The 22,957-nt window shown below is 70.2% G+C and carries 22 protein-coding genes; 15 read left to right on the top strand and 7 right to left on the bottom strand.

Going from position 1 to position 22,957, the window contains the following annotated elements; translation table 11 throughout:
- Positions 1–30: 30 nt before the first annotated feature.
- On the bottom strand, positions 31–1,317 hold the full coding sequence (locus ACIRF9_RS19180; RefSeq protein WP_403823141.1) for a multidrug effflux MFS transporter: 1,287 nt from the start codon (positions 1,315–1,317) through the stop codon (positions 31–33).
- Positions 1,318–1,352: 35 nt separating this feature from the next.
- On the opposite strand from ACIRF9_RS19180, the gene ACIRF9_RS19175 reads away from it, so the two are divergent.
- Positions 1,353–1,871, top strand: coding sequence for a MarR family winged helix-turn-helix transcriptional regulator (locus ACIRF9_RS19175; RefSeq protein WP_242762068.1), 519 nt, complete (start codon positions 1,353–1,355; stop codon positions 1,869–1,871).
- 63 nt (positions 1,872–1,934) lie between these two features.
- Here the strand turns inward: ACIRF9_RS19175 and ACIRF9_RS19170 are convergent, their stop codons facing one another.
- From ACIRF9_RS19170 to ACIRF9_RS19160, 3 genes are read right to left on the bottom strand one after another with little or no spacing between them, the layout of a single operon-like run.
- Positions 1,935–2,642: a maleylpyruvate isomerase family mycothiol-dependent enzyme gene (locus ACIRF9_RS19170; protein WP_242762069.1), complete on the bottom strand. Its 708-nt coding sequence runs from the start codon at positions 2,640–2,642 to the stop codon at positions 1,935–1,937.
- The gene (locus tag ACIRF9_RS19165) at positions 2,642–3,490 is read right to left on the bottom strand and encodes a fumarylacetoacetate hydrolase family protein (RefSeq protein WP_403823137.1); all 849 of its coding nucleotides are present in this window, start codon (positions 3,488–3,490) and stop codon (positions 2,642–2,644) included. Before ACIRF9_RS19165 ends, ACIRF9_RS19170 begins: the two co-directional genes overlap by 1 nt.
- Positions 3,487–4,656 carry a cupin domain-containing protein gene (locus ACIRF9_RS19160; protein ID WP_403823135.1) on the bottom strand — a complete coding sequence of 390 codons (1,170 nt, stop codon included), beginning with the start codon at positions 4,654–4,656 and terminating at the stop codon, positions 3,487–3,489. Before ACIRF9_RS19160 ends, ACIRF9_RS19165 begins: the two co-directional genes overlap by 4 nt.
- Before the next feature lie 134 nt (positions 4,657–4,790).
- Between ACIRF9_RS19160 and ACIRF9_RS19155 the strand changes: the two genes are divergently transcribed.
- Positions 4,791–5,567 (top strand): IclR family transcriptional regulator, encoded by a 777-nt coding sequence (locus tag ACIRF9_RS19155; protein ID WP_403823132.1) that lies wholly within the window; start codon positions 4,791–4,793, stop codon positions 5,565–5,567.
- A 22-nt stretch (positions 5,568–5,589) separates the two neighbouring features.
- Here ACIRF9_RS19155 and ACIRF9_RS19150 read toward each other — a convergent pair whose 3' ends face one another.
- A complete protein-coding gene (locus ACIRF9_RS19150) occupies positions 5,590–6,582 on the bottom strand; it encodes a LysR substrate-binding domain-containing protein (RefSeq protein ID WP_403823129.1) in 993 nt (330 codons plus the stop codon).
- Positions 6,583–6,653: 71 nt separating this feature from the next.
- Here ACIRF9_RS19150 and ACIRF9_RS19145 point away from each other — a divergent pair, with 71 nt between their 5' ends.
- From ACIRF9_RS19145 to ACIRF9_RS19085, 13 genes are read left to right on the top strand one after another with little or no spacing between them, the layout of a single operon-like run.
- Entirely contained in the window at positions 6,654–7,592 is a 939-nt protein-coding gene (locus ACIRF9_RS19145) for a VOC family protein (RefSeq protein WP_403823126.1), read from the top strand.
- A 37-nt stretch (positions 7,593–7,629) separates the two neighbouring features.
- Positions 7,630–9,033, top strand: a complete 1,404-nt coding sequence (locus tag ACIRF9_RS19140) for a Rieske 2Fe-2S domain-containing protein (protein WP_403823123.1) — start codon at positions 7,630–7,632, stop codon at positions 9,031–9,033.
- The gene (locus tag ACIRF9_RS19135) at positions 9,030–9,563 is read left to right on the top strand and encodes an aromatic-ring-hydroxylating dioxygenase subunit beta (protein ID WP_242762077.1); all 534 of its coding nucleotides are present in this window, start codon (positions 9,030–9,032) and stop codon (positions 9,561–9,563) included. Before ACIRF9_RS19140 ends, ACIRF9_RS19135 begins: the two co-directional genes overlap by 4 nt.
- Positions 9,560–9,760 carry a ferredoxin gene (locus tag ACIRF9_RS19130; RefSeq protein WP_393535885.1) on the top strand — a complete coding sequence of 67 codons (201 nt, stop codon included), beginning with the start codon at positions 9,560–9,562 and terminating at the stop codon, positions 9,758–9,760. The genes ACIRF9_RS19135 and ACIRF9_RS19130 overlap by 4 nt, the downstream gene beginning before the upstream one ends.
- 3 nt (positions 9,761–9,763) lie before the next feature.
- Complete coding sequence (locus tag ACIRF9_RS19125; RefSeq protein ID WP_403823119.1) at positions 9,764–10,969, top strand: NAD(P)/FAD-dependent oxidoreductase; 1,206 nt, start codon at positions 9,764–9,766, stop codon at positions 10,967–10,969.
- A 35-nt stretch (positions 10,970–11,004) separates the two neighbouring features.
- Positions 11,005–11,832, top strand: a complete 828-nt coding sequence (locus ACIRF9_RS19120) for an SDR family oxidoreductase (RefSeq protein WP_403823116.1) — start codon at positions 11,005–11,007, stop codon at positions 11,830–11,832.
- Between the two features lie 2 nt (positions 11,833–11,834).
- Entirely contained in the window at positions 11,835–12,983 is a 1,149-nt protein-coding gene (locus ACIRF9_RS19115; RefSeq protein WP_403823113.1) for an alpha/beta hydrolase family protein, read from the top strand.
- A 9-nt stretch (positions 12,984–12,992) separates the two neighbouring features.
- On the top strand, positions 12,993–15,089 hold the full coding sequence (locus ACIRF9_RS19110; protein ID WP_403823110.1) for a hydantoinase/oxoprolinase family protein: 2,097 nt from the start codon (positions 12,993–12,995) through the stop codon (positions 15,087–15,089).
- Between the two features lies 1 nt (position 15,090).
- Positions 15,091–17,283 carry a hydantoinase B/oxoprolinase family protein gene (locus ACIRF9_RS19105; RefSeq protein ID WP_403823107.1) on the top strand — a complete coding sequence of 731 codons (2,193 nt, stop codon included), beginning with the start codon at positions 15,091–15,093 and terminating at the stop codon, positions 17,281–17,283.
- On the top strand, positions 17,280–18,182 hold the full coding sequence (locus ACIRF9_RS19100; protein ID WP_403823104.1) for a 3-keto-5-aminohexanoate cleavage protein: 903 nt from the start codon (positions 17,280–17,282) through the stop codon (positions 18,180–18,182). Before ACIRF9_RS19105 ends, ACIRF9_RS19100 begins: the two co-directional genes overlap by 4 nt.
- Positions 18,179–18,571, top strand: coding sequence for an acyl-CoA thioesterase (locus ACIRF9_RS19095; RefSeq protein ID WP_403823101.1), 393 nt, complete (start codon positions 18,179–18,181; stop codon positions 18,569–18,571). The genes ACIRF9_RS19100 and ACIRF9_RS19095 overlap by 4 nt, the downstream gene beginning before the upstream one ends.
- On the top strand, positions 18,571–19,329 hold the full coding sequence (locus ACIRF9_RS19090) for a CoA transferase subunit A (RefSeq protein ID WP_403823098.1): 759 nt from the start codon (positions 18,571–18,573) through the stop codon (positions 19,327–19,329). Before ACIRF9_RS19095 ends, ACIRF9_RS19090 begins: the two co-directional genes overlap by 1 nt.
- On the top strand, positions 19,326–19,973 hold the full coding sequence (locus ACIRF9_RS19085) for a CoA transferase subunit B (protein ID WP_403823095.1): 648 nt from the start codon (positions 19,326–19,328) through the stop codon (positions 19,971–19,973). Before ACIRF9_RS19090 ends, ACIRF9_RS19085 begins: the two co-directional genes overlap by 4 nt.
- Before the next feature lie 127 nt (positions 19,974–20,100).
- Here the strand turns inward: ACIRF9_RS19085 and ACIRF9_RS19080 are convergent, their stop codons facing one another.
- Together ACIRF9_RS19080 and ACIRF9_RS19075 are read right to left on the bottom strand one after the other, a co-directional pair.
- Complete coding sequence (locus ACIRF9_RS19080) at positions 20,101–21,516, bottom strand: carboxyl transferase domain-containing protein (protein WP_403823092.1); 1,416 nt, start codon at positions 21,514–21,516, stop codon at positions 20,101–20,103.
- The gene (locus tag ACIRF9_RS19075) at positions 21,509–22,957 is read right to left on the bottom strand and encodes an acyl-CoA synthetase (protein WP_403823089.1); all 1,449 of its coding nucleotides are present in this window, start codon (positions 22,955–22,957) and stop codon (positions 21,509–21,511) included. Before ACIRF9_RS19075 ends, ACIRF9_RS19080 begins: the two co-directional genes overlap by 8 nt.

Here is a 22,957-nt window from a genome sequence, read left to right as displayed (position 1 = left end):
TCCCAACGGCCAGCTCCTGGTCAAGAGGAGCTACCCCAAGACGTGCTTCGCCGAGTCACCCGGCTCGCCGTGCCCTTGCCAGGGCCGGGCAAGCCCGACAAGGGCGACGCCTGCCGCGGCCACGGCGATCAGCATGATGAGCGCCATGGGCAGGGAGCTGTCCTCTCCGAACAGACCCACCAGGGGCGAGGCGAGGGCGCCGAGGAAGAACTGCAGGCCGCCCAGGAGCGCGGACGCGGCGCCGGGAGCCGTCCGGCCCACCGCCTGACCGATGCTCATGCCGCCGGGGAAGATCAGGCCGATGCCGCTGACCGTCACGAACAGCGTGACCCAGGTGCCCACGAGGCTCTCCCCAACGGCCAGGACCAGCACCACCTGGGCGAGCGCCCCCACCAGGGAGATGCCGACACCGACCGACAGCAGGGTGTTGAGGCGTACACCTCGCCCGGCGAGGCGGGAGAAGACGGCCCCGGCGATCAGCATGCCGACGGCGTTGGTGGCGAAGATGAGCGAGTAGGTCGTCGAGGAGACCCCGTGCAGGCTCTCGAAGACGAAGCTGGAGCCGCTGATGTAGGCGAACAGCGCCGCCGAGACAAGGGCGATGACGAGGACGTACCCCATGAACGTGCGGCGGGCCAGCAGCGAGCCCATCGCACGGAAGGTGCTGGCGACCCCGCCGCTGTGCCGCCGCTCGGGCGGCAGCGACTCCGGCACCCCCCTGATGACGGCCAGCAGGAGCAGGATGCCGAGCAGGGCCAGTACGGCGAACACCGCGCGCCAGGTGGACACGGACAGGATCACCCCGCCCAGTACCGGCGCCGCGATCGGGGCCACGCCCATCACCTGCGACAGCACCGCGAAGTAGCGCGGGAGTTCGGCGCCGTGGAACCGGTCGGTGAGCACGGCACGTGCCAGCACCATGCCGGCCGCTCCGGCCAGCCCCTGCAGGAAGCGCGCACCGGTGAGGAAGGCGACGTTGGGCGCGACTGCGCACGCGAGGGTGAAGAGGACGAACCCGACCGACCCGGCTATCAGAAGCCGGCGCCGGCCCAGCCCGTCACTGAGCGGTCCGATGACCAGCTGGCCGACAACCAGCCCGGCCAGGAACGCGGTCATGGTCAACTGCACGGCCGAGCTGCTCGCACCGAGCGCGTCACCCATCGCGGGGAAGCCGGGCACGTACATGTCGGTGGCGAGCGGTGCCACCGCGGTCAGGGCGCCGAGGACGGCGACGAGCGCGGCGGTTCGGCTCCTGGCGGAGGCGGGACCTGCGGGGGACGGAACGGAGGTGGTACTGGAGGGGGACGGAGCTATCATGGAAAAACAGTAACCGATAGTTCACCAGCTAACAAATGGCGAATGAGAAGGCGAGCCGCATGTCCTCCTCCCACTCCGACGTGAGCGCCCGGTGGGCCGAGCGCCATCCCGGGCTGGACACCTCCCCCATGGAGGTCGTCGCCCTCCTCAAACACGCGAACGGCCTACTGGGACGTTCCGTCGAACCCCTCTATGCGGGTGCCCCGCTCACCGCCCCGGAGGTCGACATGCTCATCCCCCTCCGCCATGCCGACGATCCGGTCATCGCCCGCAGCCTCGCCGAACGCCTGGGCATGTCCCGCGCCGGGGTCAGCAAGACCCTCGCCAAGCTGGAAAAGCGGGGCTTCATCGCGCGCACCCCCAACCCCGCCGACCGGCGCGCCGCTCTCGTCACCATCACCGAGCCCGGCGCCAAGGCCGTCGATGAACTCTTCCCCCGCCAACTCGCCGCCGAGGCGGACCTGTTGGCGGGACTCGGGGAAGATCGCGAGTGGGTGCTCAAGGCGCTGGGCAGACTTGTGGAGGCCATGGAGTCCCGCGCAGGCCACGCCTGACAGCGGCGAAGAGCTGCTCAGCCCCGTCGAGGGAGACACCTGGGATGTGACCCGTCCCAGCGGTCAGAGCCAGCGAGTCAAGGTGGGGGCGGGCCCGCCATCGACGGCCGTGAGGACGTGCTCGCGTCCGGTGAGGTAGGCGGTGATCTCATGGACGGGACCGGCGAGCACGGTCGGCTCCCCCTCCCCCGGCAACTCCCAGGAAGCAGCCGTGTCCGTTGCCTCCAGGCGCAGCGCCGGGCCGTGCTCCTTGGTCCGCTTGGCCACGACGTCGTAGCCGAGCGCGGCGAGGAAGCCGGTGGGCAGGTCGGCGAAAGTCAGGCCGGTGCCCAGGTCGACCGCGTGGACGCACACCTCCCGGGAGCGCATCCAGGGCAGTTCGGTCGCGGGCACGGTACGGCCCTGCGCCGTCACGACCAGGGACTGCCACTGCGCATCGTCGAGTGAGGCCATGGCAGCGGCCAGCGCCTCCGCGGAACGGCGCAGCCACGTGGCCAGTTCGACGGCCACCATCCCGGCGCCCCGTTCGATGCCTGCGGCGCGTTCCTCGGAGGAGGTGTACATCGGCGTGCGCTCGCCGGTGGCTGCCCAGTGGACGAGGTTGCCCAGGGCGTCGGCGTTGGCGGCGACGTGCGCGACCAGGTGCTTGCGGGTCCAGCCGGGCAGCGCGCTCGGCGCGTCCAGCCCGGCGTCGTCAAGGTCCGCGGCTTGCAGGAACAGGGCGGTGCCGAACTCAGCCCAGCTACGAGCGTCGTCGAAGGTTCGGGACATCAGGCCGACTTCTCCTTGACCACCCGGTTCTCCAGACGGCCGATGCCGCCGATCTCGGCGACGACCGTCTCACCGCCGAGAAGGTAGCGTCCCGGCTTGCGCGCGTGCCCGACGCCTCCGGGGGTACCGGTGGCGATGATGTCGCCGGGGTTGAGGCGGGTGGTCGTCGAAACGTACTCGACCAGGGCGACCGGGTCGAAGAGCAGGTCGGCGGTGGTGTCGGACTGCATGACCTCGCCGTCGACGGTCAGCCGGACGTCCAGGGCGGGGCGAACGCCGCCGGGCAGTTCGTCGGGGGTGACCAGGTAGGGGCCGACCGGTGTGCTGGAGTCCCACATCTTGCCCTGGAGCCACTCACGGGTGCGGAACTGCCAGTCCCGGCAGGTGATGTCGTTGAGCACGGTGAATCCGGCGATCGCCCGTTCGGCCTCCTCGCCCCGGGCGCGGCGCACCCGCGTGCCGATGACCACCGCGAGCTCCACCTCCCAGTCGAACTGGTCGGTCTCCTCCGGGCGGAGGATGTCGTCGCCCGCACCGATCAGCGCGTCGGCGAACTTCGCGAACAGAGTGGGGTGTTCTGGCAGGTCCCGACCCATCTCCTGGATGTGGTTACGGTAGTTGAGTCCGACGCAGACCACTTTCGAAGGCTGCGGGACCAAGGGTGCGTAGTCGGCGCCGTCCACGGCGTACGTCTCGGCGTTCGCGACCGTGGTCGTGGCGGCACGCTCGGCCCAGTCGTCCTGGCCCAGCAGGGTTCCGACGTCCGGGACGCCGAGGTCGACCAGGGCGTCGCCGTCGAGCCGTACGGCCCTGGTCGTGCCAGCGGTACGGAGGGTGGCGAGCTTCATCGGGTGGTTCCTTCCACGTGGGTGCGATCGAGCCGGAGGGCCTCGAAGATCGGGGAGTCGCTGAAGCGGAACAGGTCCAGGGCGCCGGAGTCGGAGTCGCTGGTGCCCGCTTCGGAGCGCACGGACAGCGGCTGCCAGGACGGCACGACGAAGAGGTCGCCGCGCGTCACGGACCAGGACTCCTCCCCGACGGTGACGGTGCCGGAGCCGTCGAAGACCTGGTAGACCGACGAGCCGGTCTCGCGGACCGGCGCGGTCTCGGCGCCGCGCGCGACCCGGTGCATCTCGGCGCGCAGAGTGGGGAGCACGTCAGCACCGGTCGACGGGTCGCTGAACCGAACAGCGGCGTGGCCGGGCTCGACAGTGCCGGTGAAGCCTTCGGCCTCCAGCGCGAGTTGGTCGTTCAGCGCCCGGTCGGTGTGCTCCCAGCGGTACGCCAACAGGGGCGTGCCAGAAGGTGGTTCGGGAGACGAGACCGGGCGCAGACCTGGATGCCCCCACAGCCGCTCGGCTCGCGAACGGTCGGGGGTGGCGTGCTCAGCCGCGCTGATCTCGTCGCGGCCGAACTCGAAGAACTGGGCTTCGTTCGCGTACTGGAACGGGATGTCGAGGCCGTCGATCCAGGCCATCGGCTCGGTGGTGGCGTTGTGATGGGCGTGCATGTTCCATCCGGCCTGCGGCAGGAAGTCGCCGCGTCGCATGGCCACCGGATCGCCGCCGACGACCGTCCACACACCCTCGCCCTCGACGACGAACCGGAAGGCGTGCTGGGTGTGCCGGTGCTCCGGGGCGTCCTCCCCGGGCATGAGGTACTGGATGGCGGCCCACAGGGTGGGCGTGGCGAACGGCCGGCCGCCCAGCGAGGGATTGGCCAGCGCGATGGCCCGGCGCTCACCACCGCGACCGACCGGGACGAGGTCACCGGCCTGTGCCGCGAGCGCCCGCAGGCGTTGCCAGCGCCACACGTACGGGGTCGCACGCGAGCGTGGGTGTGCCGGCATCAGGTCCCCGATCTCGGTCCACAGCGGGACGAGGAGTTCCTGTTCGAAGCCCCGGTACAGCTCTTCGAGTGCCGGGGTGACCTCGGGCTGGCCCTCCGCGGAAACGGCTTGCAGTCGAACGGGGGAACCCAGGGCGGTGTCTGGGGCGAGGGAAGACTGAGTCACGGACGACAGCGTGCGCCGGGCTCGTCCACTGGACATGTAGATTCTGGAGAGCAGAACCGTGGGCCGGGCCGCGAGGTCGGGCCAGAACAAAGGCGCACCGGGCGCAAGGCCGGAAGGCCGCACCGGGAGGCCCTGTGGACAAGCCGCTCAAAACGCCACCGCCGTACCCCATCGCGAGCGTCGACCATGCGCTCAGGCTGGCGACGATGCTGCAGTTGGAAGGCGGGGCGACTGTCTCGCAGATCGCCGAGCGGCTGGGGGTCGCCCGATCCACCGCTCACCGACTCCTGGCCATGCTCGTCTACCGGGACTTCGCCGTACAGGACGAGGACCGCGTCTACCGTGCGGGACCCGTACTGGAACTCGCCGGTCACTCCCAGTCCCTCGTCTCGCGGCTGCGCGCGGCGGCTCTGCCTCATCTGCATCAGGTCGTGGGGCTTCTGGACGAGACCACGAACCTGATCGTGCGCACCGGAGACACGGTCCGGTTCATCGCCAGCGTCGAGTGCCGGCAGACTCTGCGGGTCGGTTCCCGGGAGGGCATGGTCTTCCCGGCCCATCGGACGACGGCGGGAGTGTTGCTGCTGGCCGACCTTCCCGACGAGCAACTGGACGACCTCTACGCCCGCGAGCGCTATCGCGATCGGCCCGACGATCGCCCCGACCTCTCCACATTGCGGAACGAGCTGAGGCGCATTCGCCGCAACGGGTTCGCCGTCAATCAGGAACGGTCCGAACGCGGCCTCGTCGCCGTCGGAGTGCCGGTGCGCGACCGGGAGGGCACCGCGCTGGCCAGCCTGGCCATTTCCATGCCCAGCGTGCGCTACGACCGGCATCGTCTCCAGCCGCTGGTCGCCACCCTGAACGCCGCGGCGCGTGCTGTGGAGAAGGATCTGACCGAGCAGCGGTGAGCTCCCGACCGCGGGACAGGGCTCAGGGACGGCTCGTCGGTTCCTCCTCGGCCAGCCTGAGCAGGCACTGGCGGAACCAGCGGTGTCCGGGATCGCGGTCGGTGCGGTTGGTCCACGCCATGATCTCGGTGATCGGCTGAAGCTGAGGGATCGGCGGTTCGAGCAGGCGGATCCCCGCGGCCTCTCCGATCCTGCGCCCGAGCCGCTCGTGGACCAGCGTGATCAGCCGTGTACCGCTCAGCAGGAACGGCGCCATACCGAACCCGGCGGTGATCTCCACGTTGCGTGGCACGCCCAGGAAATCGAGCTGCATCTCCGACAGGCCCCGCAGATGCCCCGAGGAAGCGGCCAGGTAGGGAAGGCTCGTGAACTGCTCCAAGGTGATCTCGTCACCCACCTCGGGATGGTTCTTGTCGACGGCGACCAGATAGCGGTCCCGGAAGAGCACCCGGTGCGGGAACTGTTCGTGCTCCTCGAAAGCCTCCCTCGGCATCACCAGCAAGTCCGCCCGGTGCCCGCGGAGTTGGTCGGCGAAGTCGTCGCCCGTCGGGAAGATGTTCAACCGGATGCCGGGCGCCTCGACGGACAGCCGGGCGATGAGCGGCTGAAGGAACGTCATCGTCAGGTAATCGTTCGCGATCACCGAGAAGGTCCGCTCGGCCGTGGTCGGGTCGAACGCCTCACGCTGGGAGAGCACGATCTCGATGCCGGTGAGGAGCTCGCGCACCGGCCCGGCGAGTGACTCCGCCAGCGGTGTGGCGACCAGAACACGTCCCTCTCTGGTCAGGAGCGGGTCGTTGAACAGCTTCCGCAGCCGGGACAGCGTCGACGACATCGCCGACTGCCCGATCGAGAGCCGCTTCGCCGCTCTGGTCACACTCCGCTCGATCATCAGCATGTCGAAGGCGACGAGCAGGTTGAGGTCAACGCGTCGGAGATCCACGAGGCCAGAGTAATTGATTTCATCAATGTGCCGCATTGTCAGGAATTGTTTGATCGCGATGTCAGGCGTCACTACGTTCACGTTAACGACGCGTGAACTTGCACTTCATCGCCGCTGTCGTCGCCACTCAACGAGGAGACAACGTGACGAAGCCTCTGATCACCCACCTGCGCCATGTGGCGATCGCGGCCCCCGACCTCGACCGCCAGCTGGCCTTCTACCGCGACCTCTGGGGCCTCACCCCTGTCGAGTCAGACACGGGGGTGCACTTCCTGGCCGCCGAGGGTTCCCCCGAGCAGTACATCGTCCGCCTGCGGAAGGACGACCAGAAGCGGCTCGACCTGGTGTCGTTCGGGGCCGCCTCCGCGGCGGACGTCGACACCCTCGCCGCACGGCTGACCCAGCAGGGCGTCCGCATCGTCCACGAGCCACGCAAGCTCGACACACCCGGCGCCGGCTACGGCTTCCGGTTCTTCGACGGCGACGGACGCGTGGTCGAGGTCTCCTCGGACGTCGCCACCCGGAGCTGCCGGACGATCGAGGCCCGTGAGTCGATCCCCGTCCGCCTCTCGCACTTCGTGGTCAACTCCGACAACCCCGAGGCGACCGTCGACTGGTACGTCAAGCACCTCGGCTTCAAGCTCTCCGACACGCTGTGCCTCGGCGCCCGCGGGGACTTCATGTGGTTCCTGCGCTGCAACGACTGGCACCACTCCTTCGCTGTCGCGCGCGGTCCGCACGTCGCGGTCCACCACCTGTCCTTCGAGCTGCGCGGGGTCGACGAGTTCATGCGCGGCACCGGACGGATGCTGCGTGAGGGTGTCCAGCAGATATGGGGTCCTGGCCGTCACAAGGCCGGCGACAACACCTACTCCTACTTCCTGGACCGGGTCGGGAACTGCGTCGAGTACACCACCGAGCTGGAGACCGTCGACTGGGACCGGCACCACCCGTCCGTCTACGACGTCACGAAGCCCGACTTCATCGACCAGTGGGGCACGGCGAACCAGATGAACGAGTTCGTGGCCAAGCAGCAGTTCAACGACCCCGACCGCGGTGTCTTCGTCGCACCCCCGCTCTGAACCGGCTCTGAACCCTCCCGTGAACAGGAAGTCAACGATGACTCTCACGAACGAACCCCCGTCGTCGGCGCCCTTCTCCACCCCGCTGGACGTGCTGCTCGACCGCGTCGAGCAGGACATGCAGGAGGATCTCGTCCCGGCCGAGATCTTCAACAACGACGACGTCTTCCGGGCCGAGATGGAGCGGATCTTCACCAACACCTGGGTCTTCGTCGCCCACGAGAGCGAGATACCCAAGGCCGGCGACTTCGTCCAGCGCAGGATCGGACTCGACCCGGTCATCGTGACCCGCGACGGCAAGGGCGGCATCAACGTGCTGTCCAACTACTGCCGCCACCGCGGCACCCAGGTGTGCCAGACCGACGCGGGCAACTCCCGCTTCTTCACCTGCCCCTACCACGGCTGGACCTACGCCAACGACGGCCGGCTCGTCGGCACGCCGCTCATGAACCGCGCCTACGGCGAGCCGTTGGACCCGAACCAGTGGAGCCTCAAGCGCGCCCCGAGGGTCGAGAACCGCAAGGGCTTCGTCTTCGCCTCGCTGTCCGACGACGTGCCCGAGCTGGAGGAATGGCTCGGCGGCGGCGCCTGGATGCTCGACCTGATCACCCAACTGCACCCCGACGGAATGCGCGTGGCGGGCCCGCCCGAGCGGTACACGGTCAACGGCGACTGGAAGACGGCGGGCGAGAACTTCGCCGGAGACGTCTATCACCTGCCGACGCTGCACTTCAGCGTCCAGGAGGTCGACCTGATCCAAGGCATCCAAGGCACCTGCGAGATAGGCCGGACCTACGAGTTCGAGAACGGACACACCTTCATCGGCCACGCCTGGACCGAGGCGATCCACCCGGGCTTCACCCTGTGGGGCTACCCGGACGAGTACAAGGAGCAGTTCGACCTCAGCGGCCTGGACGAGACCCAGCGCTTCGTCGTCGACCACCAGCCCCCCACCGTGGGCACCATCTTCCCCAATCTCAGCTTCATCCGGATCTTCTCCCCGCTCCCGGACGGCCCGCCGGCCGTCATGACCAGCTTCCGCCAGTGGCAGCCGGTCGCCCCCGGCAAGCTCGAACTGTGGAACTGGCAGTTCGTGTGGAACTTCCAGGACGAGGAGTCCGCACAGCGCGACTACGTCGGCGGCCAGTACTGCTTCGGTTCGGCCGGGCTCTACGAGCAGGACGACACCGTGGCCTGGGAGGGCGTGGCGCGCGCCGCCGCCAGCCCGTGGATGCGCAAGGAACGGCTGAAGTTCAACTACCAGCAGGGCCGCAACTCGCCGGTCGACGACGCTCCGGACCCGGACTGGAGGGGACCTGGCGTCCACCGCAACAGCGGTTACGGCGAGCACGTGCAGTTCAACTTCCTCCGCCAGTGGCTCCGCATGATGAAGGGCGAGAGCGCCACCGGCAACGGGACCACCGAAGGGACGCAGGCATGACCGCCGCCGCCGAAGCTCCGGACACCCTCACGGTGGACACCGCGACGTACACCCTGGTGGCTCAGTTCCTCGCGCACGAGGCGCGGCTGCTCGACGAGGGACGCGAGCAGGAGTGGTTCGAACTGCTCGACGACGACCTGCTCTACACCGTGCCGTCGCGTCAGTCGACCGAACCGCGCGACATCGAGGTCAACCGCTCCGCGTGGCGCATCCGGGACACCAAGGCACACGTGCGGACGCGGTTGGACCGGCAGAACACCGGCCACGCCTACTCCGAGGTGCCCCCGTCGCGCACCATGCGGCTCGTCGGCAGCGTCGAGGTCCATGCGACCTCCGAGCCCGGCGTCGTCGCGGCGCACAGCTCACTGCTGCTCTACCGGCAGCGCGGGATCGACGTCCACTTCGACCTGATCCCGTGCCGCCGCAACGACCGGATCCGGCTCACGGCCGCCGGTCCGCGGCTCCTGACCCGCGAAGTGATCCTGACCGAGACCAGCCTCAAGACCGCCAACCTGGGGGTGTTCCTGTGACCAGCGTGACCGTCGACCCCGGGCGCTGCACCGCCTACGGAATCTGCGTCGGCATCCACCCCGAGGTGTTCGCCGTGCCGCCCGGCAGCCCGCTCGCGGTCGTCACCCGCGACGTGCTGACCGAGGACGACCTTGAAGACGTACGGGAGGCCGTCCGGGCCTGTCCGGCGCAGGCCCTGCGCCTGGTCGAGGGCTGATCCGTGGGACGGATCAACGACGGCGTCGTGATCGTCGGCGCGTCCGCGGCGGGGCTGTCCGCAGCCGACGGGCTGCGCGAGGGCGGGTACACCGGCCCCCTCACCGTGCTCGACGAGGAGGCCGAGCCGGGGTACGACCGGCCGATGCTCTCCAAGAGCCTGCTGGCCGCCGAGGAACACTCCGCACCGGCTCCGCTGCGGACCGAGGAGCACCTGGCCGCCAGGGGAATCGACCTGCTCGCCGGCCACGGAGCCATGGGGCTGGACATCGATCGCCGCCTCGTGGTCACCAACTGGGGCGAGGCGATCGGCTGGCGGCACGTCGTCGTCGCGACCGGCGTCACGGCCCGCCCGATGGTGACGGCCGGCGGCACCGCCCTGCCGACCCTGCGCACCCGTGCCGATCTGGCCGCCGCCAAGCGGCTCGCGACGAGCGGGCGTCCGGTGACGCTGATCGGCGGCGGGTTCATCGGCCTGGAGGTGGCCTCGGCGCTCCGCTCGCGCGGCGTCGAGGTGACCCTGCTGTGCGCGACCGGACTGCCCCTCGCCGGAGCCCTCGGGGACGAGGTCGCCGGCTGGCTGCACGGTCTGCACCTGGCGAACGGGGTCCGCTTCGAGCTCGGCGCCGCCACCGTCTCCGTCGAGGAGACGGCGCGGGGCCACGACGTCCGTCTCGCCGACGGGCGGGTGCACCGGGCCACGAGCGTGCTCGCGGGAATCGGCGCGGAGCCGGCCACCGACTGGCTGATCGGTTCGGGCGTCGAGCTCGACCACGGCGTCGTCACCGACGCGGCCGGGCGGACGAACGTCGAGGGGGTGTGGGCCGCCGGTGACATCGCCGCCCGCCGGGACCCGCTCCACGGCCGTCACCGGCGCTTCGAGCACTGGACCCACGCCGTCGAGCAGGGCCGCCGGGTCGGTCTCAACATCGCCCGCGGCGAGGCCACCGCCTACGACGCCGTGCCCTACGTCTGGACCGAGCAGTTCGGCCTGACCCTCCACCTGCTCGGCGAGCGCCGCCCCGGCGACACCGACATCGTCGTCGAGGGCTCCGTCTCCACCGGAGACTTCGTCGTCGTCCACGGCGCCGGCGACGAGCTGCACGGCGCCACCGTCTGCGGCCGCGTCCGCGCCCTGCGGACGTACCGGAAACTGCTGCGCGCCGGCGCCTCTCTGAACGACGCCCTGGGCGCGGCGGCGTCCGCCTGACCTCCCCTCTTCGACTCCCCCAGCAAGGACCCACCATGCAGATGCTCGACAACCATGTCGTCCTCGTCACCGGCGGCGGCTCCGGCCTCGGCCTCGGCCTCGCCCGCCACTTCATCGGCGAGGGCGCGCAGGTCGCCGTCATGGAGATCTCCGCAAACAAACTGGCCGACCTCAAGGCCGAGTTCGGCGACGACGTGCTTCTCGTCCAGGGTGACGTCACCCGCACCGAGGACCTCCTCGCCTGTCGGCAGGCGGTCCTGGACCGCTTCGGCCGTATCGACGCCCTCGTCGGCGCACACGGCATCTTCGACGGCAACATCCCGCTGCGCGACGTACCCCTGGACCGCGTCGAGTCGCTGTTCGACGAGGTGTTCCACGTCGACACCCTCGGCTACATCCTGGCCGCCAAGGTCTTCGTCGACGACCTGGAGAAGACCGGCGGCGCCATCGTGCTGACCTCCTCCACCGCGGCCTACGCCGCCGACGGCGGCGGGCTCTTCTACACCGCCGCCAAGGGCGCCGTGCGCAGCGTGGTCAACCAGCTCGCGTTCGAGTTCGCGCCGAGGGTCCGGGTCAACGGCGTCGCCCCGTCGGGGATCGCCAACAGCCAGCTCCGCGGCCCCCGCGCGCTCGGACTGGAGAACAACAAGCAGTCCGACATCCCCAAGGAGGACTTCGAGTCGCAGTTCCTCACCCTCGCGCTGCTGCCCACGCTGCCGACCCCGGAGGAGTACGCGCCGCTCTACGCCTACCTCGCCTCCCGCGCCAACACCACCATGACCGGCCAGACGATCGTCGCCGACCAGGGCGTGTTCAACCGCGCCGTGATCAGCAACGGCGCCGCCGACCGCGTCGGGAAGTGACCATGTTCCGCTACTTCCCGACCAACTACGTGTGGAGCCTGTCGGTCAGCATCGCCATGAACTGCGGTGGCCAGATCGGCGAGGTCGAGCAGATCTGCGCCCCGCTCGCCGACGCGGCCAAGGACGGCGACGACGCCGGCACCGAGAAGTTCTTCCGGTCGTGGTGCGACTTCGCCGACGGACTCGTCCGGGGCGCCGAGCGGGATCTCGCCGAGGGGCATCCGCTGTCGGCCGGTGCGCGCTACGCCCGCGCCTCCGTCTACTACCTGGTCGCCGAGCGCATGCAGAGCCGTCACTACGCGCCGCGCGAGACCGCCTACCGCAAGTCCGTCGAGACGTGCCGGCTCGCGATCGAACACGGCGGGGAACGCGCCGAGTTCGTCGAGGTCCCCTACGAGGGCACTTCGTACCCCGCGCTGTTCGTGCCCGCCGACGGTGAGCCCCCGGCGGACGGCTACCCGGTGATGGTCTTCTGCAACGGCCTCGACTCGATGAAGGAGATGCTGTTCCGGCTGGGCCTGCCGAGGGAGTTGGCGCGTCGCGGCATCGCGACGCTCTGCGTCGACCAGCCCGGCACCGGCGCCTCGCTGCGCGAGCGCGGACTGCACGCGGTCCACGACAGCGAACGCTGGGCGAGTGCCGCGGTCGACTACCTGGAGACGCGGCCGGACGTCGACGCCACCCGGATCGGCATGAGCGGTGTCTCGCTGGGCGGCTACTACGCCCCGCGCGCGGCCGCGTTCGAGAAGCGCTTCAAACTCTGCGCGGTCTGGGGCGCCAACCACAACTGGGGCGAACTCCAGAAGCGCCGCCTGCAGCGCGAGGGCGAGAACCCCGTGCCGCACTACTGGGACCACGTCCAGTGGGTGTTCGGCAAGGACGGCCTCGACGACTTCATGGCGTTCGCCCCGAGCATGACGCTGGAGGGCGTGGTCGAGCGGATCACCGTCCCCTTCCTCGTCACCCACGGCGAGGACGACCGGCAGATCCCCATGGAGTTCGCCGTACCCGAGTACGAGAACGCCGTGGGCAGCCCCGACCGTCACTTCAAGGTGTTCAGCCGCACCGAGGGCGGTGCGTCGCACGCCGGCGCGGACAACGAATCCGTTCCCGCGCACTACATCGCCGACTGGGTCGCCGACCGACTCTGAAAGGGAGCCATGACCACTCCATCCACCGCCTCCGGCTGGGCGATCGGCACCGACGTCGGGGGCACGTTCACCGACCTGTGGCTGCGGTCCCCGGAGGGCGAGTCCTGGGTGTGCAAGTCCCCCACCACGTCCGACGTGGTGACGGGCGTGATCGACGCCGTGCACCTGGCCGCCGGGACCGTCGGTCTGGACACCGGCGAGCTGTGCTCCCGGGTGACCCGGTTCGGGCACGGCACCACCGTCGGCCTGAACGCGCTGCTGACCGGACGCTCGGCGAGGACCGGGCTCATCACGACCGCCGGCTTCGGCGACGTCCTGGAGATAGGCAGGCTGCGTCGCGGCACGGCCGGGCTGCAGGGCCTGGACCTCGGCGACTACCATCTGCGCGGCCAGGTCCCGCCGTTGGTGCCCCGCACCCAGGTCGTCGAGATCACGGAGCGCGTCGACGCGGACGGTGTCGTCCGCACCCCGCTGGACGAGGGCAGCGTGCTCGACGCGATCGGCAGGCTGCGGGAGATCGGGGTGGAGGCCGTCGCCGTCTGCCTGCTGTGGGCCACCGAGAACCCGGCCCACGAACTCGCCGTCGCCCGGCTGGTCGAGGAGAAGCTGCCCGGCGTCTTCCTCTCCCTCTCCCACGAGATCGCCCCCTCGGTCGGCGAGTACGCACGCGCATCGACCACGGTGGCGAACGCGGCACTGGGGCCGGTCCAGGGGCGCTACCTCACCCTCCTTGAGGAGCGGCTGGCCGCCCTCGGCATGACTGCCCCCATCATGATGACGACGAGCGCCGGCGGCGTGGTCCCGGCCCGGACGGTCACCGAGCGGCCTGTGTCGAACCTGCTCTCCGGTCCGGCGTCCTGCGTCGTGGCCGGCCAGAAGCTCGGTGCGGAACTCGGCACCCCGCACGTGCTGACCATGGACGTCGGCGGCACCAGCTTCGACGTCGGCGTCATCGCGGGCGGCGTCGCGCTGATGAGCGACGAGGTCACCTTCGGCGGCGCCGACATGCGCGTGCCGAGCATCGACATCGCCTCGATCGGCGCCGGCGGCGGATCGATCGCGGCGGTCGAGGGCGGCGCGCTCGGCGTCGGACCGCGCAGCGCCGGTGCCGAACCCGGCCCGGTCTGCTACGGCAAGGGCGGCACCGAGCCGACGACCACCGACGCCGACCTCGTCCTCGGGGTGCTCGACCCGGAGCAGTTCGGCAGCGGGGGCATCGTCCTGGACCGCGAGGCCGCGCGGCGGGCCATCGCGGACAGGGTCGGAACGCCGCTCGGGCTGAACGCCGTCGAAGCGGCCCGGGCGATCCGGGTCGTCTTCGACAACGCAATGGCCGACCTGCTGCGCGCCGTCACCATCGAACGCGGCCACGACCCGCGGGAGTTCACCCTGGTCGCCGGTGGCGGATCCGGGCCGTCGCACGCGTGGGCGCTGTGCCGCGAGGCGGGCCTGGCCGGCTTCGTCGTGCCGCCGACCGCGACGGCGCAGTCGGCCTTCGGCGCCGGCACCTCCGACCTCAGGACCACGGCCTCCCGCACCTGTTACCGGCGCGTGCTCGCGGAGGTCGGCCCGAGCGACCAGGACGCGCGGGTCGTCGCCGACGCGCTCGACGACACCCGGGCGCGCGCCCTCGCGGCCCTTCCCGACCCCGGGGTCGGGAGGGTCACCCACACGGCGTCCATCCGCTACTTCGGCCAGGCGCACCACGTCGACGTCACCGTGGCCGCCGCACCCGACCAGGACGCCGTCGCGGAACTCCTCCTCTGCTTCGAGAAGGAGTACGAGCAGCTGTGGGGCAAGGGATCCGGCTTCCGGGAAGCCGGGTTCGAGATCCTCTCGGTCCGCTCGGTGGCTGCCCTGCCCGCGGCCGGGGCGGACGGCCAGGGCACGGGCGAGCCCTTCACCCGGCTCGGGACGCGCCCGGTCGTGTTCGACGACGCCGACCGGCCCGACGAGACCGCCGTGTACACCGTCCGCCGTCCGGCGGCCGGTCAGGAGATCGCCGGTCCCGCGCTCGTCCAGCTCCCCGGCTGTGTCGTGGTGATTCCCCCGCGCGGGGTCGCCACCACCGACGCACTCGGCCTCATCCACGTGAAGGTGAACTGACATGACCGTCGCGATCGACGTCGCCCCCGTCTCACTGGACGGCGCCGCAACGGACCCGGTGATCCGCCAGGTCGTCCGCAGCCGCCTCGTCGCCATCACCGACCAGATGCGGCTCGCGCTGCAGTCCGTCAGCGGCAGCCCGACGGTGACCGAGGCGAGCGACTTCTTCACCGGCATCTACCTGCCGGACGGCGCCTTCGTCACGATGGGGCACCAGGTGACCTTCGAGGCGCCCCCCGTGGGATCGCTCATCCGGCACCTGCTGAGCAACGGCACCAGGCTCAAGGACGGCGACCGCATCATCGGCAACGACCCGTTCATCGGCGCACTGCACCAGAACGACGTGCAGATGTGCGCGCCGCTGATCGTGGATGGCGAACTGCTCGGCTGGGCCGGTGTGATGGCCCACGAGACGGACATCGGCGGCATGGACTTCGCCTCGTGGTCGCCCAAGGCCACCGAGGTGTGGCAGGAGGGTCTGCGCATCCCGGCTGTCAAGCTGGTCGACGGCGGTGAACTGCGCGAGGACGTCCTGGAGATGATCCTCACCGCGTCGCGCCTTCCGGCCGAGGTGGGCCTCGACATCCGGGCCTTCATCGCCACCCTGAACGTCGCGGCCGAGCGTCTCACCGAACTCTCCCACCGGTACGGCAAGTCCACCGTGCTCTCGGTGATGCACACGATGGTCGACGACGCCGAGGCACTGATGCGCGCGCGTCTGCGCGAACTGCCGGACGGAGTCGTCCATACCCGCGACTTCCTCGAACACGACGGCAAACAGAACCTCCTCTTCGTCATCGACTGTGTGCTGACCAAGAGCGGTGACCGTCTGCACTTCGACTTCTCCGGTTCCTCGCCGCAGGCCAACGGATTCGTGAACTCCTCGCGGGCCGGCCTGGCCGGTGGCGTCGCGGGTGCGGTGATCCCCACCCTGGGCTTCGGCATCCCGTGGAACGAGGGTCTGCTGCGCCCGGTGGAGATCTCGGCACCGGACGGACTGGTCTGCACCGCGGTACCGCCGGCACCGGTCGGGTCCGCCACCGTCGAGGCCGTCTGGACGGTCAGCAACGTCGTCTCCGCGGCCCTGAACCGGCTGCTGCTCGCCTCGCCGAAGTACGCGCACCGCGCCCAGGCCGTCAGCAGCGGCACGATGGCGACGTTCAACCTCTCCGGCCGCGACCGGCACGGCAAGGTGTTCGGCCTCCACCTGATGGACCCACTGGCAGGCGGCTTCGGCGCCTTCGCCGACCACGACGGGCAGAACGCCGCAGGGCCCATCAACGCGCCCTGCCCGTCGATCGCCGACGTGGAGGTCAACGAGCAGAAGACCCCGCTCTTCTACCACTACCGGCGTCTCGCCCCCGGTACCGGCGGTGCCGGTCGCCGCCGTGGCGGTCTGGGCGCCGAGGTCGGTGTCACCGTCTCCGTGCCGCAGGCCGAGGCGCTCGTGATGACGCACGGCGCCGAGGTGCCGAACTCCGTCGGACTCGGCGGCGGCCTGCCCGGCGCCATGATCAGCCAGCGCTTCCGGGCCGCCGGGGAACAGCCCCGGGACCTCGGGCCGAAGCCGGGTTCCTTCCCGATCACCCCGGCCGACCTGTTCGAGGTGACCTGGCAGGGCGGCGGCGGCATCGGCGACCCGCTCGACCGGGACCCCGCCGACGTCCTGGACGACATCCGCTACGGCCTGGTCACCGAGGAAGAGGCCCGGGAGAGCTACGGCGTGGTCCTCGCCGGCGACGGCGGATCGGTCGACGCGAGCACCACCTCCGCCGCCCGCCGGGATCGGCGCGCCGCCCGGCTGGGCGTCGAACCGGCCGCCGTCATGGACCCGGTGGCGGTAACCGAGGCGGTCCCCGACGACGCGGTACGGCTGGGCGACCGGCTCCTCCTGGTCAAGGACGCGGCCACCGGCCAGTTCCAGGTGCGCACCCCCGAGGGCGTCGTGCTCTCCTCCGGCTCCACCAGGTGGCGCGAGGGCGCCCGCCGGTTCGCCCTGCCCCTGCCACCATCCGTCGGCACCACCCTCCACTCCGACCTGGCGGTGACCGGCTGGGCCTGTCCGAGCACCGGAGCCCTGCTCGCGGTCGACGTGCATCTGAGCGGCCACGAGCCGTTCCACGATCTCGAACTCGACCTCGCCTCTTTCGAATCCTTCGAACGCACCGGCACCACCGCGGGAGACCACCGATGAGCCGCAAGATCATCCTGACCATCGCCCCGACCGGCGGCATGGCCACCAAGGAGCACAGTCCGCACCTGCCCGTCACCCCGCAGGAGATCGCCGACGACGTGGCCCGCTGCTGGGAGATCGGCGCCAGTGTCGTGGCCGTCCACGCCCGCCGCGCGGACGGTCTTGCCACCTGCGATCCCGACGTCTACTCCGAGATCAACGCGCTGATCCGGGCCCGGACCGACATCGTCATCAACAACTCCACCGGCGGCGGCATCCACGGCGACATGCCGGTCCAGCTCAACGACGACCTGTGGGAACTCGACTGGCACCAGCGGATCAGGGGCATCGAGGGCGTGGGCTGCGAGATGGCCACCCTCGACTCGCACACGATCACGGCCAGCACCCCCGACCGCGAATACCTCGTCACCACCACGCCGAAGCGCTCCCGCTGGCTGCTGGAGGAGATGACCAGGCGCGGCATCAAGCCGGAGTGGGAGGTCTTCAACCTCGGGCACATCCTGTCCGACTTCACCACCCTGACCGCCGAGGGCCTGGACTCCCGGCCGTACTACTGCAACATCGTGCTCGGCGGCCAGCGCGGCTTCCAGGGCGGCCTGCCGTACACCCCCAAGATCCTCCAGCTGCTCGTGGAGCACCTTCCCGAGGGAACGGTGTGGGGGGTCTCGGGCATCGGGCCGACCCAGCTCCCGGCGACGACCCACGGCCTGCTCCTCGGCGGCCACATGCGGGTCGGCCTCGAGGACAACCTCTACTACTCGCGCGGCCGGCTCGCGACCAATCTGGAGCTCGCCGAGCGTGCCGTGCGGATCATCCGCGAACTCGGCTACGAGCTCGCCACCCCGAGCGAGGCACGCGAGATGCTGGGGCTCAAGCAGCTCGACGAGGTGTCGGCATGAGCGTCCACAGCACGTCCGGCGTCGTCGCCTGGTCCGACACCGACGCCTCCGGCCGGTTCCACTACACCGCCGCGTACCGGTGGGCGGAGAACACCGAGCACGCCTTCTACCGTTCGGTGATGCCGGACATCGACATCGGCCGGTTCCCGCGCCGTGCGACGGCGGCCGCGTACGAACGGCCGCTCAGGGCCGGTGACTCGTACACCGTCCGCCTTGATGTCGAGCATGTCGGAAACACCTCGATCGCCTACACCTGGACCGTCGTGGGCGCGTCGGGCGTCTGCGTGCACGGCGAGCACACCGTCGTCCACGTCGACGCCGAGGGCCGCCCGGCACCGGTCCCCCCGCCGCTGCGGGAACGGCTCGCCCCGACCGCGGGGAGGGCGTGATGGACAAGGTCATGGCCTCCGCCGCCGAGGCGGTCGCCGACATCCCCTCGGGCAGCACCCTCGCCGTGGGCGGCTTCGGGCTGTGCGGCATCCCGGCGGTGCTGATCCAGGCCCTGCTGGAATCCGGCGTCGACGAACTGGAGACGGTGTCGAACAACGCCGGCGTCGACGACTGGGGGCTGGGCATCCTGCTCGGCGCGGGCCGGCTGCGCCGGGTGGTGGCCTCCTACGTCGGGGAGAACAAGGAGTTCGCCCGGCAGTACCTCGCCGGTGAGCTGGAGGTGGAGCTGACTCCGCAGGGCACGCTCGCGGAGCGGATGCGCGCCGGCGGCTCCGGCATCGCCGCGTTCCACACCCGTACCGGTGTCGGCACCCAGGTCGCCGAGGGCGGCATCCCGTGGAAGTACGGCGCCGACGGCACGGTCCTGGTGACCTCCCCGGCCAAGAGGGTGGAGGCCTTCGACGGCGTCGACCACGTCCTGGAGCACGCCATCGTGGCCGACTTCGGGCTGGTACGGGCCTGGAAGGGTGACCGCCACGGCAACCTCGTCTTCAAGGACGCGGCCCGCAACTTCAACCCGCTGGCGGCGATGTGCGGCCGGATCACGATCGCCGAGGTCGAGCACCTGGTCGAACCCGGCGCCATCGAGCCCAACGAGGTCCACGTCCCCGGCGTCTACGTCCACCGGGTTGTCGCCCTAACCCCGGAGCAGGCCGCAGAAAAACGGATCGAGAAGAGGACGGTACGGGCCGAATGAGTTGGACACGGGAGCAGATGGCCGCACGCGCGGCCCGGGAACTCAAGGACGGCGACTACGTCAACCTCGGCATCGGGCTTCCCACGCTCATTCCCAACCACGTTCCCGATGACGTGGAGTTGGTGTTGCAGTCGGAGAACGGCATCCTCGGCACCGGCCGATACCCGACCGAGGACGAGGTCGACCCTGACCTCGTGAACGCCGGCAAGGCGACGGTGACCGTACGCCGTGGCGCGAGCTTCTTCGACTCCGCGACGTCCTTCGGGATGATCCGCGGTGGCAAGATCGACGCAGCCGTCCTCGGCGCGATGCAGGTCTCCGCCACCGGCGACATCGCCAACTGGATGATCCCCGGGAAGATGGTCAAGGGCATGGGCGGGGCGATGGATCTGGTGCACGGCGCCAGGAAGGTCGTCGTCCTCATGGAGCACGTGGCGCGCGACGGCAGTTTCAAGATCGTCGAGGAGTGTTCTCTGCCGTACACCGGCAGGGGCGTTGTCCATCGGATCATCACCGACCTGTGCGTGCTGGACGTCACTACTGACGGCCTACTCCTGGTCGAACTCGCACCGAACGTCACTCTCGACGAGGTCCGAGCCAAGACCGAACCCGCGGTGCGTTCGCTGCCGACGCCGGCAGCCTGAACTCCGTTCGAGCAACCCTCCAGGGGCTACCCGAGGGGCCTTCTGCTTCGGGGCTGACTACGGCCCCGAAGCAGAAACCGGGCTCACCCCCAGCCATGGCGAGCACTCTGTCCATCAACCGATCCTCTCAACTCGACTTGTACAGAGCGGAGTCCGGTGAATTCTCCACGTCAGGAATCATGCCTTCCCCGGCCGCGCCCCTGATGCCACGGGCGACGCCCAAGCGCACGACATCCTGAGGACGGAGGCGGAAGACGTCCGCGATGTCGGGAGCATCGCCCATCGGACGTTTCAAGATCGCGGCAGCCGACTCAGGGGCGATCACAGAGAAGTAGCTGTCCGGAGTGACCCAGGTGTTGCCGGCTGCGGCAAGCGCCAGAGCGCCACCTGAGCCACCCTCTCCGATGACGAGCGTGGTGACGGGTGTAGTAGTGGTGGCCAGCGCCTCGAACAGTCCGGCGATGGCTCCCCCGACTCCCTCGCGTTCGGCTTGCGGATCGTTCGCGGCCCCCGGGGTGTCCACGAGAGTGAGAACGGGCAGGGACAGCCGCCCGGCCAGCTGGACGAGCCGTGTCGCGGTCCGGTAGCCGGCTGGTCGCGTGGCGGTTCCCTGCTGTGCGACGAAGGCGATCGCACGACCTCCGTGTTCACCCACTCCGCACATCACACCTTCGTCTCGGCCGCCGCCCGCTCTGTCTCCGCTGAGGAGCACCCTGCGGGAGAAGTACGCGTCGAGGTACTCCGCGGCACGTGGACGGCTGGGATGCCGAGCGCGCAGTACGGCTTCCCAGCCCGTCGTCGGCAAGTCCGTTCGGCCCAGTGCGTACGGCACGGGCGCCGGTTCCGTGGACCCGCGGGTCAGCAGTCCGAGCCAGAGCGCGAGTCTGTCCCGGAGTTCCTCAGGGGTGACCAGACCGTCGACCGCGCCGCTCGACCACTGGGCTTCGGCCGTGTAGTGCCAGTCGGATGCGTCGACCGGCCGAACTCGCGCGCCCGCGAAGCCGACCTGGGCCCCCGGCAGCGCCAGGGTGATGTCGGCTCCGGCTCCGAGCGTCGCCCAGCCTCCCCCTGTACAGGGGTCCCGCAGGACCGCGACCTGCGGCAGCCCTACGGCGCGGGTACGGGCCGACTGCCGGGCCACCGCCTGAAGTTGGGAGAGAGCACGCATGCCCTCCTGCATCCTGCTGCCGCCCGTGGCGATCAGGCTGACCACCGGGAGGCAGTGGTCCCGGGCGAAGACATGGGCGAACTCGACGAGATCCCCTGCGCGTTGGCCGAGTGATCCGCCGAGGAAGCCGAACTCGAAGGACATCAGGACCACGCGTGTGTCGCCGACCAGCGCGGTGCCGCACACGACGGCCTCCTGCTCGCCGGTGCGGCGAGCGGCCTGTGCCCGCATGGCATCGTATCCATGCCATGTCAGCGGCCCGTCGACGTCGGCGCCTGTCGTCGCAGGAGGCGGCGAAAGCGCGCGGAAACTGCCGGGGGCGGTCGCGAGGGCTATCGCCTCGCGTGCTGACAGGCGCGACCGTGTGTCACCCATGCAGGTCCCGCTTCATGATCTTGCCCATGTGGTTGCGCGGCATCGCGGGGATGAGACGCACGACGCGGGGACGCTTGTGCGGAGCCAGTCGTCGTGCGACGTGGTCGGCCAGCTCGGCCGCAGAGGGCGGTGCCTGAGGGTCGGCCGGGACGATCCAGGCGACGATGCGCTCGCCGAGATCGTCGTCCGGCTCACCGGTGACCGCGACTTCCGCGACAGCGGGGTGCTCCAGGAGCGCGTTCTCGATCTCGCCGGCACCGATCTTGTAGCCCCCGCTCTTGATGAGGTCGGTCGCCCGTCGGCCGACGATGCGGATCGATCCGTCGGTGTCGCGGACCGCCATGTCGCCGGTGCGGAACCAGCCGTCCCCGGTGAAGGCGGCCGCGGTGGCATCGGGCCGGTTCAGGTACTCGGAGAAGAGGTTGGGACCGCGCACCTGGATCTCTCCGACGGAGTCCGGTCCTTCGCCGGTGATCTCCGTGTCGGCGTCGTCGACCAGGCGGAGTTCGACACCGGGAAGGGGATGACCCACAGTGCCAGCCACCGGCGGGGCGTCGAGGCGCACGCTCGTGTTCATCAAGGTCTCGGTCATTCCGTATCGCTCGATGACACGACGGCCGGTGGCGGCGGTGATGCGCCGGTGGTCGTGGACCGGCAGCGCCGCGGACCCCGACACGAGGAGGCGGGCCGAGGACAGCGCCTTGACGAGGGCGGGATCTTCGGGGAGTTCCTCCGCAATGCGGTGGTACATGGTCGGCACGCCGAAGAGCATCGTGGCGCCGGAAGACAGTTCCCTGGTGACGCCGTCGGTGCTGAATCGTCCCAGGTGCCGGACAGTGCCGCCGCGGCGCAGCGGACCGAGCACACCCAGGATGAGGCCGTGTACATGGAAGAGCGGCAGTCCGTGGACCAGTACGTCCTCGGCGGTCCACTCCCACACGTCGGCCAGCCCGTCGAGGGTGGCCGTGATGGCCCGGCGCGGCAGGACGGCGCCCTTCGGCGGCCCGGTGGTGCCCGAGGTGTAGACGACGAGAGCGGCGGCGGCGCCGTCGGCCGGTTCGGTTACGGCCGAGGCGAGAGTGTCCGCCGGAATCCTGTCGACGTCGATACGGTCGATCTCCGCCAAGGCTGCGGGGAGTTGAACCGAGGGTGCGGCCAGGATGTGGGCAGGGGCGCTGTCGGTCAGGATGTGACCGAGTTCCGCCTCGCCCGACTTGGGGTTGAGCGGGACGGCCGGCACTCCGGCCAGCAGTGCGGCCACTACGGCGATCACGGTCTCCGGCGACGAGGTGGCCCAGACGGCGACTCGCTGCGCGGCGCCGATCTGCCGGGCCAGGCCGTTCGCCGCGGCAGCCAGTGCGCCGTACGTCATGCGATGGTCGCCGAACTGCAGGGCGGTGCGTTCCGGGGTCCGGGTCAGTGCCGGAAAGAGGGGGGCCAT

The organism is Streptomyces sp. NPDC096132 (genome assembly GCF_044763345.1).
In the GTDB taxonomy this organism is placed as follows: Bacteria; Actinomycetota; Actinomycetes; order Streptomycetales; family Streptomycetaceae; genus Streptomyces.
This window is presented reverse-complemented; position numbering and strand designations above follow the sequence as displayed.